The organism is Alteromonas sp. KS69 (genome assembly GCF_003989595.1).
GTDB lineage: Bacteria > Pseudomonadota > Gammaproteobacteria > Enterobacterales > Alteromonadaceae > Alteromonas > Alteromonas naphthalenivorans.
The window spans coordinates 1-20,110 of sequence record NZ_PYHU01000002.1 but is presented as its reverse complement, the minus strand read 5'-3'; the positions used below and the strand labels follow the sequence as shown (position 1 = coordinate 20,110).

General features: G+C 42.2%; 11 protein-coding genes. 7 read left to right on the top strand and 4 right to left on the bottom strand.

Annotated elements, in window-relative coordinates:
• Positions 1 to 20 precede the first annotated feature (20 nt).
• Together ilvD and ilvA are read left to right on the top strand one after the other, a co-directional pair.
• Positions 21 to 1,871 carry a dihydroxy-acid dehydratase gene (gene ilvD, locus C7Y69_RS00840; protein WP_126871501.1) on the top strand — a complete coding sequence of 617 codons (1,851 nt, stop codon included), beginning with the start codon at positions 21 to 23 and terminating at the stop codon, positions 1,869 to 1,871.
• Positions 1,868 to 3,409 carry a threonine ammonia-lyase, biosynthetic gene (gene ilvA, locus C7Y69_RS00835; protein WP_126871500.1) on the top strand — a complete coding sequence of 514 codons (1,542 nt, stop codon included), beginning with the start codon at positions 1,868 to 1,870 and terminating at the stop codon, positions 3,407 to 3,409. Before ilvD ends, ilvA begins: the two co-directional genes overlap by 4 nt.
• A gap of 193 nt (positions 3,410 to 3,602) precedes the next feature.
• Here ilvA and plsB read toward each other — a convergent pair whose 3' ends face one another.
• Both plsB and C7Y69_RS00825 read right to left on the bottom strand, forming a co-directional pair.
• Positions 3,603 to 6,050, bottom strand: coding sequence for a glycerol-3-phosphate 1-O-acyltransferase PlsB (plsB, locus tag C7Y69_RS00830; protein WP_013786741.1), 2,448 nt, complete (start codon positions 6,048 to 6,050; stop codon positions 3,603 to 3,605).
• Positions 6,051 to 6,195: 145 nt separating this feature from the next.
• Positions 6,196 to 6,750: a GNAT family N-acetyltransferase gene (locus C7Y69_RS00825; RefSeq protein WP_260563394.1), complete on the bottom strand. Its 555-nt coding sequence runs from the start codon at positions 6,748 to 6,750 to the stop codon at positions 6,196 to 6,198.
• Positions 6,751 to 6,959: 209 nt separating this feature from the next.
• On the opposite strand from C7Y69_RS00825, the gene C7Y69_RS00820 reads away from it, so the two are divergent.
• The 5 genes from C7Y69_RS00820 (at position 6,960) to C7Y69_RS00800 (ending at position 17,103) form a co-directional block, all read left to right on the top strand.
• Complete coding sequence (locus C7Y69_RS00820) at positions 6,960 to 9,074, top strand: TonB-dependent receptor (RefSeq protein ID WP_126871499.1); 2,115 nt, start codon at positions 6,960 to 6,962, stop codon at positions 9,072 to 9,074.
• Between the two features lie 155 nt (positions 9,075 to 9,229).
• The gene (locus C7Y69_RS00815; protein ID WP_126871498.1) at positions 9,230 to 12,817 is read left to right on the top strand and encodes an FG-GAP repeat domain-containing protein; all 3,588 of its coding nucleotides are present in this window, start codon (positions 9,230 to 9,232) and stop codon (positions 12,815 to 12,817) included.
• A 581-nt stretch (positions 12,818 to 13,398) separates the two neighbouring features.
• Positions 13,399 to 13,995: a hypothetical protein gene (locus C7Y69_RS00810; protein ID WP_126871497.1), complete on the top strand. Its 597-nt coding sequence runs from the start codon at positions 13,399 to 13,401 to the stop codon at positions 13,993 to 13,995.
• A 54-nt stretch (positions 13,996 to 14,049) separates the two neighbouring features.
• Positions 14,050 to 15,177 carry a DUF4238 domain-containing protein gene (locus tag C7Y69_RS00805; protein WP_126871496.1) on the top strand — a complete coding sequence of 376 codons (1,128 nt, stop codon included), beginning with the start codon at positions 14,050 to 14,052 and terminating at the stop codon, positions 15,175 to 15,177.
• 546 nt (positions 15,178 to 15,723) lie between these two features.
• Positions 15,724 to 17,103 carry a pentapeptide repeat-containing protein gene (locus C7Y69_RS00800; RefSeq protein WP_126871495.1) on the top strand — a complete coding sequence of 460 codons (1,380 nt, stop codon included), beginning with the start codon at positions 15,724 to 15,726 and terminating at the stop codon, positions 17,101 to 17,103.
• Between the two features lie 450 nt (positions 17,104 to 17,553).
• Here the strand turns inward: C7Y69_RS00800 and C7Y69_RS00795 are convergent, their stop codons facing one another.
• Together C7Y69_RS00795 and C7Y69_RS00790 are read right to left on the bottom strand one after the other, a co-directional pair.
• The gene (locus C7Y69_RS00795; RefSeq protein WP_126871494.1) at positions 17,554 to 18,279 is read right to left on the bottom strand and encodes a hypothetical protein; all 726 of its coding nucleotides are present in this window, start codon (positions 18,277 to 18,279) and stop codon (positions 17,554 to 17,556) included.
• A 449-nt stretch (positions 18,280 to 18,728) separates the two neighbouring features.
• Positions 18,729 to 20,110: tetratricopeptide repeat protein (locus tag C7Y69_RS00790; RefSeq protein WP_221885318.1), on the bottom strand; the 1,382-nt coding region annotated here is incomplete at its 5' end.

Sequence of the window (20,110 nt, the reverse complement as noted above, 5' to 3'; positions counted from 1 at the left end):
TATTAAACGGGAAGGATTTTATGCCCAAGTTACGATCTGCAACGACTACGCAAGGTAGAAATATGGCCGGCGCACGCGCTCTATGGCGTGCAACGGGAATGAAGGATTCTGATTTCGGTAAACCTATTATTGCTATTGCTAACTCTTTCACGCAGTTTGTGCCGGGGCATGTGCATCTAAAAGACATGGGTCAATTAGTGGCACGAAGCGTTGAAGCCGCCGGTGGTGTAGCAAAAGAATTTAATACTATCGCGGTAGATGATGGTATTGCTATGGGCCACAGTGGCATGCTTTACAGCTTACCTTCCCGTGAAATTATTGCTGATGCAGTAGAGTACATGGTGAACGCGCACTGCGCCGACGCCATTGTATGTATTTCAAACTGCGACAAAATTACGCCAGGAATGTTAATGGCGTCATTGCGCTTAAACGTACCTGTTGTGTTTGTATCAGGCGGTCCGATGGAAGCGGGTAAAACCAAGCTTTCTGATCAAATCATCAAACTCGACTTAGTGGATGCCATGGTAGCCGCTGCCGACGATAAAGTGAGTGACTCTGATACCGACGAAATCGAACGTTCTGCATGTCCTACCTGTGGCTCATGCTCAGGTATGTTTACTGCAAATTCAATGAACTGCTTAACGGAAGCACTCGGTTTATCGCTTCCGGGTAACGGTTCAATGCTAGCCACCCACGCTGACCGTGAAGGTTTGTTTAAAAAAGCAGGTTCGCAAATCGTAGAGCTGTGTAAACGTTACTATGGCGACGATGACGAAAGCGTCTTGCCACGTAATATTGCTAACTTCAATGCCTTTGAAAACGCCATGAGCTTAGACATTGCCATGGGTGGTTCAACTAACACCATTTTGCATTTGTTAGCAGCAGCAATGGAAGGTGAAATACCTTTCACTATGAACGACATCGATAGACTGTCACGTAAGGTTCCCCACCTTTGTAAAGTGGCACCGTCTACCCCGAAATACCATATGGAAGACGTACACCGTGCAGGTGGCGTATTAGGTATTTTAAATGAATTAAACAAAGGTGGCTTACTGCATGGTGATGCAAACCATGTATTAGGTAAGTCACTTACAGAAGTCATTGCAGACTGGGATATCACCAACCCAGACAATACCGACGCGATTAAATTTTTCCGTGCAGGCCCTGCCGGCATTCGTACTACCCAAGCATTCAGCCAAAGCTGTCGTTGGGATGAAGCAGATAGCGACCGTGAAAACGGTTGTATTCGCTCAGTTGAAAATGCCTTTAGCCAAGAAGGTGGCCTAGCCGTGTTATACGGTAATGTGGCCGAAGATGGCTGTATTGTTAAAACCGCTGGTGTTGATGACTCTATCTTGAAGTTCACTGGTACTGCACGCATTTACGAAAGCCAAGATGATGCCGTTGCCGGTATTCTGGCTGACGATGTGATAGCGGGCGATGTGGTCTTTATTCGTTACGAAGGCCCACGTGGCGGACCGGGTATGCAAGAAATGCTTTACCCCACTTCATACTTGAAGTCGAAAGGCTTAGGTAAATCGTGTGCGTTAGTTACCGATGGTCGTTTCTCGGGCGGTACTAGTGGTCTATCGATTGGTCACTGCTCGCCAGAAGCTGCCAGTGGCGGTGGTATTGGTTTAGTTGAGCACGGCGACAAGATTGAAATTGATATTCCAAATCGCAGTATCAACATCGCTATTAGCGATGAAGAACTCGCAGAGCGCCGCGCGACAATGAAAGCCAGCGATAAGCCTTGGCGTCCGAAAGATCGCGTTCGCGAAGTATCAACATCATTGAAAACCTTTGCTGCATTGGCCACCAGTGCGGATAAAGGCGCAGTACGTGATGTATCGAAACTGGAAAATCTATGACCGTTAGCGATCACGACTATTTAAAGAAAATTCTATTAGCCCCTGTTTACGACGTAGCCGTAAGCAGTGAGCTTTCTTACATGTCGTTGTTGTCTGCCGAATTAGGCAATGAAATATTCTTAAAACGTGAAGATCAGCAGCCGGTAAAGTCATTTAAGTTACGTGGCGCTTACAACCGTATAAGTTCGTTAAGCGAAGCACAGCTTAGTGCCGGTGTTATCGGTGCTTCAGCGGGTAATCACGCACAAGGTTTGGCGTACAGCGCTAGGCGCAAGGGCATTCAGGCCACCATTGTGATGCCTGAAACTACCCCAGACATCAAAGTTGATGCAGTACGTCGTTTTGGCGGCGACCATGTAAATGTTGTCCTTCATGGCACTAGTTTCGATCAAGCCAGTGGTCACGCGAAAGCGCTTTGTGCAGAACATGGTTACACCTTTGTACCGCCTTTCGATGACCCTGATGTTATTGCGGGTCAAGGAACCGTCGCACGGGAATTGCTAGAGCAAAATCCTAACCTTGATATTTTGTTTGTTGCGGTAGGCGGTGGCGGTTTAGCGGCCGGTATTGCGGTTTACTTAAAGCAATTAAAGCCAGAGATTAAAATTGTTGCCGTTGAATCAGAAGAGTCTGCCTGTTTTGCCTTGGCGCAAAAAGAAGGTGCACCTGCTGCACTTGATAACGTAGGCATTTTTGCCGATGGCGTTGCCGTTAAGGTCATGGGGCAAGAAACCTTTAGGCTGTGTAATCGCCTAGTTGATGAAACCATGACGGTAACCAACGATGAAATATGCGGTGCCATTAAAGATATTTTTGATGACACTCGTGTTATTGCTGAGCCTGCAGGAGCCTTGTCTGTGGCGGCCATTCGAAAGTATGCCAAGCAGCACGACCTTACCGGCAAGAAGCTAGGCGGCATTTTATGCGGCGCGAATATTAACTTTCATACTTTGCGTTATGTGTCTGAACGCTGTGAACTGGGCGAGCAAAAAGAAGCCGTATTCGCAGTGAAAATTCCTGAGCGCAAAGGGGCATTTAAGCAGTTCTGTGAATGTGTTGGCGCAAAGGCGATTACTGAATTTAACTATCGTTATGCTAATGACGACGAAGCCCATATTTTTGTAGGGGTTAAATTAAAAGGCGGCCAGCAAGAATTCTTAAGCCTGCAAAGCGACTTAGAAGATAAAGGCTATCAGTGCTTTAATTTAACCAATAACGAATTAGCCAAACTGCACGTTCGTCACATGGTAGGGGGAAGACCACCGGCCATTCTAAACGAGCAAGTATTCAGTTTTGAATTCCCAGAGCGCCCTGGCGCATTGCTAACCTTCTTAAATACCTTGGGTGAATCTTGGAACATTACCTTGTTTCATTACCGCAACCACGGTGCGGCAGAAGGTTTAGTGTTGGTTGGGTTTGATATTGCCCCTGAAAGCCGAGAGGCTTTCAATGAGCATGTTATTGAACTTGGCTACAAAGTAGATGAAGTCACAGAAGATCCTGCCTATAAGTTCTTCTTGTCACAACCATCTAAGTAAAGAGCAAACCGTTTTCGCTTTACCTCGCTTCAAGTTAAGCATGGCTTACCTTGGGGCGAGGTAAAGCGTATTCCAAATCAATAAAAAAGCCGAAACGATGTAACGTTTCGGCTTTTTTTTGTCATCGATAGCAGTCTCTTCAGTGTGCAGCCGATTATCGATTAGCTAGCTGCATTCCAATCGACGAAGTAAACTAGTTATGCAATACCACATTCTCAAGATGCTGGGTCATTTCAGGCCATACTAGTGCCATCACGTCTTCGCGAAGCGCTTCACACTCTTCAGAGTATTTCAGGCTTCCATTTTCAGTAGAATCTAACCAATGGTTATCTTTTAACGCACTAATAAAGCTAGACAGTACGTTCTTATCGTAAAACTCTGGGGAGCTTAACCCATAAAGGGTAGATAAACGTTCTGCCACTTGGCGACTAGTGCGTTCGAGTGCCCCGCGACTAATCACTTTTTCTTTATCCAAAATAGTCAGTACTACCGCGTAACGCTGCAAGGTTTCTTGCATGCAGCGGCTCAATAGCCAGGCTGAATGAAATTGCTTTTGCTGAGCATCAGGTGGAAGTAAATCACCTTCTTTGACTCGCAGAAGACCTTGGTCGACTAATGCATCAATAAGCGCATCGGTATGAGTAAGGGCTTCGTCTTGAGACAAGTGTAAAAATAACTCGCGTTGAAGTAGTGGGTATAACGCAGCAATTAACTGAAATACTGTCGCTTTACTTGTGCCTTTATGAGCAAATACACAGGCCATAATTAAGCCCGGCAATGCAAATAAGTGCAAAATATTGTTGCGATAGTAGGTGAGATAAACCGCTGACTTAGGTTTGGGGCTAATTAACCGACCATAGTCGTCTTCTTCAACCTCAAACTTGCCAAGCTTCAAGGTATCGTCAAACAATTCCTTCGCACTAGCATCAGGTATGGTGGCATCGGCACTGAAAGGCACATTCTTGAACAAACTAATAAAGTCGCCCATCGCTTGTTTAAGCTCAGACTCACTCATGGTTTGTGTTTTCGATGACAGTAAACACAGTGACGTTAGCGCCATACCATTAACCGCTGCTGCGCGATTAATTCTGGTCATCACATTGTTAGCCAGCTCGTTTACCGCTGGCGTTAACCATGCCGGCTTTTTCTCTGGCTCAGCATCACGGCAGTCACGCCAATTTGGCACATGGGTTTCCAAAAATTGATTCAGCTGAATAGGCTCACCAAAGTTTACATAACCATGACCGTAGTTTCTAAGCTTGCGAATAGCCGAGAACACTTGCCAGTTCGATTCTTTTTGCTTCTTAGTACCCTTAAGCTCATTCAGATAGCTTTTCACTTCCATCACGTTTTCGTAGCCAATATAGACAGGTACCAAGCTAACAGGCCTATTCACACCCTTCAACATGGCCTGAATGGTCATGGCTAGCATGCCTGTTTTGGGCGGAATAAGACGACCAGTGCGGCTGCGGCCACCTTCAGGGTAATACTTAACTGAATAGCCTTTATTGAAAAGTAACTCTAAATATTCGCGGAACACGGCGGTATATAGCTTATTACCAGCAAAGCTTCGGCGTAAGAAAAAGGCACCACCACGGCGGAAAATCTTACCCACCGGCCAGAAGTTTAGGTTAATACCGGCGGCAATGTGAGGGGTTACCATACCTTCATGATAAATCACGTAGGTCAGCAAAAGGTAATCCATATGGCTGCGGTGACAAGGCACGTAAACAATCTCATGGCCGTTTGCGGCAAGCTCTCGAATACGTTCGGAGTGGCCAACACTTATACCATTGTAAATTTTGTTCCAAATACGAGTAAGCAGTCGATCGCCAAAACGTATAAGTCCTTCGCGGTAATCTGCGGCTATTTCGGTAACGTATGATTGCGCTCTGTCTTTAGATGCGTCATGGGTAATTTTTTTACTGCGAGATTCTTCAGCCATAGCACGGCGCACGGCATCAGAACCTAGTACGCTGTTGTTCAGCTCTTGGCGCTCTAACAAGGTAGGGCCGGTCATACTTTGGCGTTTACGCTGAAAGTGAGTACTCGCTACACGCACTAACTTGTGTGCAATGCTTTTATCACTGCCATGTTGATTTGACATGGCGCGAGCCGATACCGCTTTTGAGTAATTAATAAAATTATCGCGGCCCAAGAACATCACGATAAAGAGTTTTCTTAGCCAACTTGGCGCTGCATTGTCGGCAATAAGATCGGCTAACCCTGGCGTTCCTCGGCCAGGCGCTCGGCCCCAGGTTACAAATACCGGAACCACTTGAAGATCTAATTGATGATGATCTCTGTGCAAATGAAACAAGTCAGTAAATACATCTTCAATACCCGTATCGTCTGCTTGTGAACGAAATATCGGCTGGGTTTTACGCAAAAACAATGTAGAAGGGTATTCTCTGCCCGCCAACGTAAGCGTATCAGTCGGGCTCGGTAGGCCTAGTGCTTCTGTTGACATTCTAAGCGCTAATTGATCGGTTACCGAGTTTGCTGGAAGCAAGTAAACGATGGGCTTCGACTTATCAATGCCAAGCTCAGTTTCTACGTTTACGGGAATGCTGTGGGCTTTAACCAGCAACTTAACAGGATAATGAAATAGCGACAAAAGGGCTTTTCGCATCCACGACATGAATTCTGTAATCCTATGAAATTAAAACGGGAGAAGTGTACCACATCTCATGCAAAGTCTTGCAGAGGGCGTGGGGCTGTTTGAAAGCATCATTAGTATAAATCGTCGCCATAGCATATTGATTGAGCGTCTTTTTACTCACCCATCAGTTGGTGACAGTACCTTTATAATACATTGCCACGTCGCAGCGTTCATAAGCACAACCAAATTTTTGCATGATTTCTTCACAATGAACAAAGCCATTTTTTTCGTAAAGATGAATGGCGGCTTCGCACTTCTTATTGGTTAAAAGAAATAGTGTATTAAAAGCAATGGCAGGGGCGTGATTCAACACATGCTGTAACAAGCCTTCCCCTACTTTTAATCCTCTGGCTTCACTGACCACTCCCATCTTAGTAAGTTCGAATACTCCTTCTCCTTTTTTCATTAATGCGCATGTACCTACAATGCCAAAGTCGGGATGTTCAGCAAACCAAATGTATCCACCTTCATCGATAATGTTGCGCTGCGGGTAACCAATAACAGCCTCATCAATACTCTCTAAATGGAACATTTTGGTTATCCACTCTCTATTTATGCGGTCGAAATGGGGGGCCAACTCGGGGGTATAGTCGAGGTAATGCAACATGATGGTATTAATACTCTGATTAAGCATAGCTAGAAGAAGGTTTACTTTATGCCTTAATAGCAAACTTGTCATCTTGACGTAAATTCCATTGAAGGTACTGAGCCCATTCGAAAGGTCGGTTTCAATAAACTGTCTCGTTAAGCTGACGGAGGCATTTATAACAAAAGTTTAATTTTTATTAATACACCTTTTAATTACCAATAAATCTGACTAGAATCCGTTCTAAATAAGAATATCTATCATTTTCAATACTGTTTGGATTATCACTCGAGGAGACTTGCTTGAAACTTGGTAAAGCAACTATTTCTACTGCTGTTCTATTAGCACTTTATGGCACATCTGTTTTGGCTCAAGAAAATATAACTGAGTCAGAAGAAAGTGTTGAGCGTATTACTGTACGCGGCGCATTCTTTGGTCAACAAGTCGCCACAGCGGTTAAAACCCCTACACTATTAGTTAACGTGCCGCAGTCAGTATCTGTTGTAAGCGCAGAACAAATTTCAGAACAAGCATTGTTTAGCATTGCTGATGTTATGCAATACACCCCAGGTGTGAGCATTGGCTTGGGTGAAGATCATCGCGATCAGGTGACTATTCGTGGTCAGAACACCACTGCGGATTTCTTTGTTGATGGTCTTCGTGACGACGTTCAGTACTTTCGCCCGCTATATAATTTAGAGCGCGTTGAAATATTGCGTGGCGCGAACGCGCTTTTATTTGGCCGTGGTGGTGGCGGTGGCGTGGTTAACCGTGTGACTAAAGTAGCCAGTAGTGCAGAAGATTTCACCACATTGTCAGCAGGTATTGATACCTTTGGTGCGGGTTCTATTAGTGTAGATACCAATAAAGCCATAGATGCGAACAATGCTTTTCGTTTTAATGGTGTGTTTGACAGTATTGATAATCATCGTGATTTTAAAGATGGTGAACGTTACGCCATTAACCCCACCTATACATGGATGGCTAACGACGACACCACGGTGGTTGCATCTTACGAATACGTGAACGATGACCGTTTAGTCGATAGAGGTATCCCTTCATTAGATGGTGCTCCGCTAGAAGGCTATGACGACACCTACTTTGGTGATCCAGATTTCAACAATACTACCCTTGAAGCACATATTGCCCGTGTTCGAGTTGATCATGCACTATCGCAGAATTGGAACTTGAACGGTACCGTTCAGTTTGCTGACTATGACAAAGCTTATCAAAACTTGTACCCCGTTAATTTTGACGCTGATGCAGGTACGGTTACGTTAGACGGTTATCGCGATACCACAACTCGTGAGAATGCGTTGGTTCAATTAAACCTTATCGGGCAGTTTGCAACAGGTGATATCAACCATACCTTACTAACAGGAATGGAGTACGGCAGCCAAGATACAGAAAATGCTCGTCGTGATGCATTTTTTGCAGACAGCCAAGACGACCAAGTATCCTTTGTGTTTAGCGACCCATTGGTTATTCCTTCAATGACGCTGACAGACCCAGTAAGAGACCGTGCGTCAGACGTCACCTTTACCTCAGCTTTCGTGCAAGATGAAATTAAGCTTAACGAGAATTGGATTGTGGTTGCCGGTCTTCGCTACGATAATTTTGATATCGATGTGGTAGACAGTATTGAAGTAGCTAACGGTGCCGACGATGGCAACAGTGGTTTTCTTTCAAGCTCTGATTCACAAGTGTCTCCTCGTGCAGGCCTAATTTACAAGCCAGCAGAATCAGTTTCGATTTACGCCAGTTACAGCAAATCGTTTTTACCTCGTTCAGGTGATCAATTCCTTTCCCTGTCGCTTACAAGCCAAGCGCTGGAAGCTGAAGAATTTGAAAACAAAGAAATTGGCGTAAAGTGGAATTTCTCTGACTCACTTAGCGTAACCGCGGCGGCATTTGAAGTTGAACGTGAAAATGGCACAGCGCAGGATCCTAACAATCCAGAAGCGTCTATTTTAACCGGCACCGAAACCAAAGGTTTTGAAGTGCAGGTGGTGGGCAAGCTTTCAGAGCGTTGGGTAATAAATGCTGGGTATAGCAACCTTGATGGCGAAGAAATGGGCCGCATTGTAGATGGCGCACTGGCAAATCGCGACTTAGCACAGCTACCAGAACACATGCTGACGTTATGGAACCAGTATGAAGTTAACGATAAGTGGCGTGTTGCATTAGGCGTGATTTATCAATCTGAGCAGTATGCCTCTTTAAATAATACCGTTGAACTACCTGACTTTGTTCGCGTAGACGCTGCAGTGTATTACGATTACAGCGAAGACGTGAAACTTCAGCTAAACGTGGAAAACCTATTCGACGAAGACTATTTCCCGTCAGCACACAACGATAACAACATTGCCACCGGCGAGCCGCTTAATGCGCGTGTGAGTTTGCAATATAAGTTTTAATACGAACAATTAAAGTCAATACTCAAAGCGGCCAAATGGCCGCTTTTTACATTAAATTTACCCCATTTCGAAGTTTTTAAGCATATTTTTATTGTTCAAATAATATCACTAGGGTATTTTTACCCCCGAAAAATAAAAATCAAGGACGATAAAAAGTGAATAAACTTGTCTGTATTTCTGTGCTTGCTTCAAGCTTACTAGCAATTACTGCCTGCGGTGGTGGAGGTGGTTCAGATTCCAACCCTTCAGTTGCGCCAACTCCGCTGCCAGCACCTATTACTTCCATAGAAAAAATTCAAGATGCATCTAACTACACTTCTAGTGAGTTGCAAAGTGCTGCGGTTTCTATCGCTAACGAAGACTATGCCGGTAGTAACGTAAGCCCAGAAATGACTCCTTCCATAGCCGAAGAAGCTTATTCCCTATTATTTGGCGAATCTCAGTTGGTCATTCCCAGTATAGGGGAAGAAGACTTTTCTGATGCAATAGATGCTAACGGAAATGTAGATGCTACCTACCAGTGTGGTGAAAGAGGAACGGTAAGGTATCTTGGTAAGATAGAGAGCAATGAAACAGCTAAGCTTTCGCTGACATACTCAAATTGCCAATATTATTATGACGATGTGACCCTAAATGGTCGTGCAGCGCTTGATATATTGTCATTAAGTGAAGATAACTTCCATTTCGTAACGTATTTTGGCGATCTCCAGTGGGCGTATGATGACGTTATTACGACGTTATCTGGTTACGCATCTTATAAAAATACTGGAACCGATTATGAAACTGGCTATAGCGATACTTTTGAAAACTACATTACCGCGAGAATAGGCGACAAAAGCTACAAAATCGATACAACGTCGAATGAGACCTATAGCTACTACTCGAATGCTGTTTCAATGGAAGGTGATATTTATATTGGTGATGTGGGAAAAGTTAGCATTTTACTAGATGTTAATGGCGAATATCCTCCTTATCTGTATGAGACTACATTTTTTATGGAGGGCGCGAATAAAGCCGCATTTATTTTCGAACAGGGACCAGTCAAATTTGTGGTTGATACTGATGGCGATGAAGTCTTCGATATGGGTGTTTATTACAATGACGTTTACGAGTTACTGTATGGAAACAACGACAAAACACTATTACCGATAGATGAACTCTCGCTACCCCCATATGTTGGCACGCCGTATTTGCTAGACCCTTGGTGGGACGAGGTGTACACAACCTCAACTATTATGGTCGAACCTACCGAATATTATGATCCAGATAATACTAACGAAGAACTGACTATTAGCTACCGATGGTATTTGAATGAGGTGCTTTTAGACGATTATACAGAAGCCACCTTACCTCCCAATGTGGCCGTTTTTGGCGATAAGTTACAAGTATCAGCCGTGGTGTCAGACGGTGTTAACGTTGTGGAGTCATGGCCACTAGAGATTGAACTTCAAGACAGTCCTGCAGAGGTTGTTATCGACAATCTGCCCGACGAAATCCAAGCCGGCGATTACGTAGAATTTAGTGTGCTAATTAACGATCCAGATACTGGAGAGTCTTCAACTGGAGCGGGTTTAATAGCTGGACCTGATGGAGTAACGTTATCTGATAATGGTGTAATTAGCTGGCAAGTCCCTAATGAACAACTATTTCCAGTGCAGTATTTTACATTTACTTTTTCTGATAACAGTTCAGATCCACAAACCTATATTGAGCGTGATGTTGCCGTTTTATCAGACAGAGATATCACTCTTGCTCGCTCTGGATTGCTAGTACCTAGTCAAAATAATGCTATGCATGTAGCAGATATAACCGGGGACGGTAACAACGAGTTAGTGTCTACAGACTCTAATTCCAATGTATTCACACTTTCATTGATTAATGGGCGCTACCAGCAAACGTGGTTATATCCATATATGCTCCCAACCGACGGATTACTTCGTCAGGTATTGATTAGCGATGTGAATAGCGATGATAAAGACGATATTCTCGTTGTGACAGAATATGGCGTATCGGTAATTACCGACACAAATAAAATGGCTGAAAGTCTGATCGAAAGTGATTTGGAAATTAAGAGCGCTATCCTTACAGATATCGATGGCGATGGTATCGAAGAGCTTATTTATCTCGTTGCTGCTGAAAATTATAGCGATGATACCACGGCCAATGTTATTGCCTTAGATTCACCAGAAACTACGCTATTTAGTTTTAATGTTGGTAATGCAAAAGAAATCGCTGTCGCCAATGTTGATGATGATTCAGCACTGGAGCTTGTCGCTAATAGTGGTTTCGTTTATGACTTAGCAACTGGTGAAAACCAGTGGGTCAAAAGTAATGGTTTCGGCGATGCGCATATTGCGGTTCCTGACTTTGACGGGGATGGTGTGAGTGAAATCGTGGGTGCTGATTATTGGGGCTATATTGAGGTGTACTCAGCGATTACCAAAGTGCAGCTGGATAATTTTGATAACTTCAACACATGCGATATCAATGATGCAGTTTTGTCTGGACAATCTGTCCTCCTTGTCGGCGATTGCCAATGGGGAGACGTTACTGCCTACACAATGATCGATGGTAATTTGAGTGAGCTATGGCGAGTGAGTTCACAAGACCATGGTGTAACATCAATTACAGTGGGTGATATAGATAATGATGGTTCAACAGAGGTGTTGTGGGGAACCGGTGTTTCGACTACTGGCGCTGATGAACTTATCACCGCAGAACTGAATGGCAGCACAATTACTATCAAAGAAAATACAGCAGAAGTACAGTTAGATAGCTTTTCGTCAGCTGGTTGGGCAAATGTCATCGACAATGATGAGCGTGCAATATTCTTTATTTCTTCAACTGAAAGTGGCTATGGCTCGTCACGTTATATCATGTTGGATAAAGAGGGAAATATAGAACTAAGTGATACTGTTTCAGAGAACTGGGGCGCAGGCACTAACTCTATAGCAACCGACTTTAACAATGATGGTGCAGGTGATTTGTTTACATCGACAACCAATTATTACGATGGAAGCTTCGCCGCTATCCAGCTACATAATGGTGAGGTTCACTGGCAGTATGAATCAAGTAGTAATAGCAATATTGGCATAATTGAAGCCTTAGACATGAATTTCGATGGCTTCACTGACGCATTAGTAATGATTGGGACTGAACTGAATATTTTTGATATTCAAAACCAATTGATTATTGCTAACTATAATATCGGTCATGTCACGCACCTCGCTCCCTTTATTTCAAACGGAAGTGCATTTGTAGCGTTGACAACTAACGAGTCTGGCATGGAAGTATTAAAGATAACCGATGCAGGACTATCACAAGCCGCGTCGGTGGACGGTATATGCGATCAGCTAATTACTATTAATGCAGACTCAGATGAGCAGCCGGAATTAGCGTGTACGAATCATGATGATGAGCTGATTGTTTATGACTTTTCTGGTGAGGCGCTTACCGAGAGCTTGCGTGCGAGCATACCTGCAGATATAACGAATATTCAAGCTGACGTAACTACTGAACAAAACCAGAATCTTATTGGCGTTAGCCATAATACAGCCGATTTCTCACTTAACATTTATAGCCATCTTGTTAGCTTTGGAACCGATGGCTTTGTAAGGTGGCGCGGTCCTGCGTTTGCAAGTCGGCAAGGTCAAGATTACGGAAATTTGAAAGTGCGCAAAGCTGATTTAGGGAACCTTGAAATACAAACGTCTACCTATTCTAGCGCTATATGGGTGCATTAGTAGATGTTTGCAGAGAGCTCTACTAAGGTAGGGCTCTTTTTTTATGGCAAGTGTTCTGTGGGTTCCAGTTCAAAACTAAATTAGAAGTAACCAATTTATTGGGCTTTGAAGAACGATTCCAGAAAGATCTTAGGTGAATTCTAGCTTAAAGCTAAACTGACCTCAACAAGTCCAGCGCGACATTAAATTGAACGCCAGACAGCAGTATTCCACCGCCTGTAAGAAGGTAAGTTCGAATGGGGGCAATAATTTAAACATATACAAAATCAACGCAGGTTTCAATAGATATTCAGGGTTCAGTCTTGCACTCTTGGAGAGATAAATTGACCAAGATACTAGGCTGCTCTATGCCGTTGTCTGTGTTTGACCTTGAGAGAGTTCAAGGGCAACTGTGTACGTAAAGCGGTCTTTGGGTGGTAAAGCAATGCGGATTCGCTTCCGACAAATTTGGGGTATGCAAAGCTGGTAAAAAAGGCAGAATTAGCTAAGTGAAATGCGGGATTATGGTTGGCTTAATAACTTGATATTACTTCTTTTATCCGTATAAATAATATGTAGACACTATCAAGGAAATACATCCAATGCGAAAGTCATGGCTAGAAATGCAAACAGATGAAGAAGTATGGAATAAAGCGCATCAGTTTGCTACAGAAAGTCGCAATGCCATTCATAATGGTATTGGAGAGTTCTGGGCTGACACCATTAAAAAGCATCATGATGATCCAGACAAGCGCCTTACAATAGCTCTAGATAACCTACCCTTGCCGGGCGCTTTTCGCGAGGCAAAGATTGCTCTTAGAGCTACGATACGTAGTAAAAGGAAGTCAAAGCAAGACTACGCCCACGAACTAGAACTAATTTATCGGTTAGCCGTCATTGAATCATTTAGTATCCCTTACAGTAAACGTTTAAAAATGCCCGGTTATAATGTCATTGAGCATACACCGGGCGGGAAATTAAACTCTCTCCCGTTTAACTACCAGAACACTGGATATAACAAACTAGATCTCACAAAAACTGACATCAAGTGGATTGTAGAGCAATGGGGTGAACCCAACCGACACTCAACACTTCACAAGGATTATCATGACCTTTGGGTGGAGCAGGAAGATAAATTCTCTTCTAACTTTGATCGAAAGCTAAAAGAGCTTTCAGGGTTGGCAGGGTTTGCCAAATAGCCTTTTAAAAAGAGTACATCTTCTTACAAGCATTGCCTCTAATGGATAAAGAGTATGGCAAAAAAACGTGATCAGCACATCGTGCCGAGGTGCTACCTAAAACACTTCGTAGACAGCTCTTCCGCTGTAAAAAACAAAAAATATGAAGCTGGTGTATACGTAAACACTTCTGCTCTTGACAGAGCTTGGAAAATGAAAGGGCTAAGCAACAATATATTTACTAAAACTAGATTTTATAACTTAAAATCTGATGATCCTGATAAGCCACTAGTCGAAGAACATCTTGCCAAAATAGAAAGCTTTTACAGTAAAGGGATTACAAAACTACTTAATGGAGAGTTTTCAAATGAGATTCTTTCGATATTCTCACTTTTTGTAGTTACTCAATTTTTAAGAACCGAGAAAGTCCTTAAAGCCCACCAAAAATCATGGGACAGAGTGGCATTGTATGCAGACATGTTTGAAGGAGGGAATAGGAACAGAAATATTTATGATGAAATATCAAAACAGCAGATTTTGTATTTAGCTAAGACTGAGGCACTAAACCCAATTCATAGAAAATCTGGGATAATTATTAACTGCACTCAAATCCCCTTTCTTACCTCTGACAAGCCCGTAATAAAGGAGTTTTTTAATCAAGAAGATATATCGAGAATTTTTCACCCATTACAGCAAAAAAAATATATAGATGATCATTTTGAATCACTGTTCTACTTTATGCCCTTAACTCCGTGGCTAGCATATGTATCTCATAGTAGTTTCGAAGGTGAAACGAAAGGATTCGAATGTTCACACGAAAGCGTAATTTCGCAGTTAAATGACATGATGCTATTAAATGCCAGTGAACATATATACTCCTTTATGGATAATCCCATCACTAGCCTACCAGCCAAAATTAAACAGGAAGGTAATCTTAATTTTCTTGCCAAGATTTTTACCGGTTCGAGAAGGCTAATTTTATCGGTGAAAAGTTATCATCGCGATAACTCACTACTTACGTTGACTAGCGAAGATGTATGTGTAAGCGATGAACTTTTTGAAAAGCAGAAAGTGCATTCCGTTGAAGTGTTTGACATAAAATTTAGCAATATCATTGGGGTTGTCTGTAGCAAAGACTGTATTGTCAAAGCCATAGATAAATTAAGTGGAAAGATTGTTTTTGAAACTAGACATGGCTTATAGCTGGATGTCCGCTGTTTGTCTGAAGCCGCAAGTCAGATGATGTCTAATCCGACAAATGAAAGCGTCAGATCAAATGTAAGCCACCATAAATCGAAACTAACTCTGCAAACTACAACTCATAAAGACTTTTTACGTTACTGTAATAATGGATATTTACACTATTGCGGCAATATACTCCTGTAATAATGCAAATAAGCACTATTAGATTTCAGGTTTGGTCTGGAATTACGCATCAAAACACTGCGGCCACTAACTTATGAAAAGCTAGAAGAATTCAAACGAAAATCTGTCTAGTAAAGTCTGGTCGATTCAGGTTGCTTGTTGAGAGACTTTGATAATGACGGTGTAGAAGACCATGAAGACCATGAAGACCATGAAGACCATTAAAGGGGAAGTGGACATGGCATGTGATTAATAGAAATACACTTAAATTGCTAAACGCGGCAGCCGCTCCTTTCAATGCGCCATGTTAAAAAAGATGTTCAAATCGCGCGACCTGACTTATCCTTGTTCTAGAGTTATAATCATGCACAATGGAAAACTCTCATGGCACCAAAGAGAAGCTCAGGAAAATCCTTAGAATCTACCTCGGACAAAGTCTCGCATGTGACCTCAGAGACAACCTTATATTCAGAGACCGTTTCAGACAAGGCTACTAAGACAACCATTAATAAAGAAACCTTGGACGTTATTGCATTAGAAGCACAACTACTTGAACAAGAGCATCGTTTCATTTCATGCATCATGAACTTTGTAAATCGAAGTCGGTGGGGAAAAGACGATCCGCGAAGACGCGCCACCATCATTTCCCTTTTGTGGCGATTGTTCCCTTTTACTAGTGCCTCTAGTGTGGGCATCGGCTTGGTTGGCATCATAACGCTGGTGTTGGCATATGAAGCCAATATCAAACTCGAAAATCAAAACGCTCTAATCATAATCCAAAATGAACTTTCAGAAGCGCAACGGCGCTCATCACTTAATATCGAATTAAGTGCCATTATGAACACCATCGAGACCCAGCTTGCCGACAAAGAAAGAGAAAACGTCGACAAGCCTGATGATTTTAAGAGAGGTCATAAACCTGCCGTATATGCAATTAACGATATTACAGAATCCCGCATCATCGCTATCTCACAATCATTAAAACCTTACCGAGCGTTAACCAATTACGGAGAAAGAAACTATGCTTCCAGCGTCTCCGAACTGCTATCGTTGTCTCGTTTCGATAGTGATAATTTCTTCACTGACAGTGTCGATATCAACAGTTTTTTGGAAGATGAGTATCTTAGCCCAGAGAGAGGTCAACTCCTCGTCGCGATATCAAAGTCCCGTATTATTTTTGAAGGCGTGGGAGGCATTGGTCAACTTAGCATGTTTGATAGCGCCGACCTGCGCCGTGCTAACTTGCGTCGCGCAGATATTAGACAAGCCCAGATGGACCAAAGCAATCTCAACGAAGCACAACTTGATTATGCTATTTTTGATAGCGCGCAACTGCAAAGTGCTCAGTTCATTGAAGCACGAGGCACGCATACGCGATTTCGAAATGCACGTATCCCAAGGGCGGACTTCTCTCGTGCCATTTTCTTTTCGGCGAACTTCTCAGAGACTTATTCTCTTGATACTACCTTCACCAAGACGCAACTGATACAAGCCAACTTTGCTGGGGCTATGCTAAAAGGCGTGAGCTTTGAAGGCGCAAACTTAGATGGCGCTTCCTTTGCCAATGTTATCGCCCCGTTCGATATTAGAAACATCAAGGGCGCACTGATTACCAATTTACAAGACGCTCCAGAAGGTTTTGTCGAATGGGCCATAACGCAGGGCGCAACGCTCGATCGCGACGCCTATATTGATCAACTCAAAGCTGAAGACCCAGAATATTTTTTCCTCGTGAGTCAGCACACAGGGTCTGGCTCTACATAGACATAGCAAAGTCAAGCGAAGGCCGTAGCTATCCTCAGTCTTTGGCCTACTACAATTTTATAGGCGAACATTATTATCGGTAATCGCTATTGACGATGGCTCACCAACATAGTGTGGTCACACCTTTTTCAATGACAAAGGTAATATTCCGAATTATTGATTTTAAAGTACGAAGGAGCCAGCCTGTTTGAATACGGCGATTTATTTAGCTGAATTTGAGTTTCGTTTTGCACGCTTCAAATGGCAACAATGCACGATAAGTAGATCTTGGCTTTTAAAAAACGTAACTGACGGGGTTACGTACGTTTCAGCCAAACAGCGTCAGGCACTCCTTGAGACAAGGAGCAGACGGTCAACGCCTCACTAAGAAGCAAATAATTGTTTGTTAAAATAAGCGACGAAGGAGCAAAACCAACTGTTATTTGTCCTTTCAAGTGACTTGTTGTACACCTAATTGCTGTAAAGGCCGTTTAATTCATTGTTAAACCAACCATAAGAAACAAATCTAGTTATCAACTCTTGATACTCTTTTAAATAAAAAGCTTTGTAAGGAGATGGTATGTCGCTTACTTCGTTTGATACTGATTCATATTTTTCCAGAACTTCAAATAGCGTATATAAGTCAGCTTCTAAATATTTAACTATTTTATATGTTTTAGACTCTTTATCACGCATCTCGTCGATCAAGTTATATAAATCATCATTATCCATAGGGCTATCACTGCCAATTAATGCAGCATGTATGGACATGGCGTTATCGAGTAAGTTTGAATTGTAGTTATTATTGATTCTGTCCGTAAGTTTTGTAACCAAGCGGATTAGATCGTCTCTTTGTTGTTGGCCAGAGATATAGTTAACTTGCTTTTCATGAGCAGAAGCAGAACGTTTTAACTCTTCTTTTGTAGCTTCTAGCTCGCGGCTTTGAAGAATGATTGTTAGAAGTAAGGCAATTAAAGCCAAAAAGCTCAAAATCGGATTGAGAGTCCCTCCTACAAAATCACCGAAGGCTCCCCACACATCGTTTTTATTACTTAGCCCGCCAGAAAAATTAGTGAAATATAACAAAAAAACTATAGCGATAGCCATTGAAGCAGCAGTCAATATCCAAGAAAGCCACTTTATAAGTTTACTCGAATCAAAGGCTTTTAATTTGTCTTCTAGATTTGGCTGACTCACGGATCCATCCTTAGGTGTATAACAATTCAATAGTGCACAAATCGCGCGTTTTTCTCCCGAGCGTGTGCTTGTCTTTATCCATAGTGCCATCGTTCCGAGTTTACTGAAAGTCAAAGAATACAAAGCTTGCGTATAACTGGGGCTAATTATGTTTAGGACAAAAACGCGCGATTGGGTCGTTTTCCTGAATATAGGGGGAAGGTCGCTACAACTGTATACCAAGACTGGCACCTAACTCAAAACTATGAAAATACTTTGGTCAGCAATGGCAGATATTCGTGCATTGACTTTATCAAGTAATCAAAGCGCCAACTTCCGCTTTACGTACTTCGCCGCCTGACAGGCATCAATAGACAAGGAGCTGACGTTCAGATTATTGACTAGCTACTTCTGTCTTGAGTTCAACAGATAATTCAATTAAACAACTAGTTTTAACCACCATAATAATTTTATGTAATAGACTTATCGTCATTTATAGCTTCTTCCATTTTTACTAATTCTTTCACCATAAGTTCGTATTCTGGTGAGTCATAATTGTTTTTTATCTGCTTTAGCACAATTTTAGCTTCTTCTAAATGAACCTTTGAATTAGTGAGATCAAAACGACATAAATCCCAATAAATAATATACAAACCATATAAACTTTCTAGACTTTTTCCAAACTCGTTATAATACGTTTTGCGCTGTTGCAAACTCAATTTCAGCTCAGTAACAGCGAGTCTATTTTCGCCAATTTTGGCTAAAGTCAACCCAGTTCGATATGTAGATAGTGAGACATCTTTGATTCGATCTTTACTTAATCCAAATAGTTCAATCGCTTTTTCTTGTATGGATCGAGCTTCGTGATAGTAAGTTAGCGCTTCTTTTTCATTGTTTAATGTATCGTAAAATTTTGCTAAGCTGACGCAACAATCAGAAGCAGTGCGCATAATATCACTATCGGGATTTAAATCTGAAATACGCGATTTTGCTAGCTTCAGACATTGTTTTAAACCTTTTAAGGCATCCTCCGTTTTTCCTAGGCTAAAAAACACTTTAGATAGGGCCAGTCCAGCATCTATATTTCCATCGATTGCCGCCCGACCTAAAGTCGGATGATCTAACATGTTTCTATTAATTTTCAGACTTTCAGTAAGATAAGGCAGAGCTTCAATATACTTATCTTTCTTAATTAATGCCTCCCCTATCCTTAAAGAGGATATTCCAGTTTCAATGACGCTTTCAAAATGTTCACCAAATCTTTCTGAAATTTGCTCACCAATGGCCATGCTTTTTTGAATTAACGATCTTTCCTTCTCTTCTTTATCAATGTCACGATAAGATTCACCGAGCCTATTTGCTATGGCCTGAAATAAAGTCAATTCGTCCAATGTAGGTTTTTCTATTTGATTTAAATAACTGTAAAGCGCATCAAGGAATAGCATCCCGCGTTCCGGTTCATTTAGTTCAAATGCACATCTGTATAGGGAGTATTGTTGTCTAATCGGAATGCTTTCTACAGGTAGTAATTGACTATAAACCTCTTTACCTTCAGAACTATTAAACCAAGGCCTAGCTTTTTCATAGTAGCCTTCTTCAGTCCGCGCGATTATCAGTTTTGCGATTGGTAATAAATGGAGCTTATTCTTTTCAATATTGTTGTCTTGCCCTAAACTACATAACGTAAGATAGATATTTTCTTTCTGAGAGAATGTAAGAGGTTGATCTTTATTTTTCTTTAACCATTCTAGGCCTGCCTCATAAAATCGTCCTTTTAATAACTCCCAGCTCTCGCTATCACGAACAGCCAAAAATGTATTGGCTGCTCGGTCAGGGTGAGATCGTGAATATT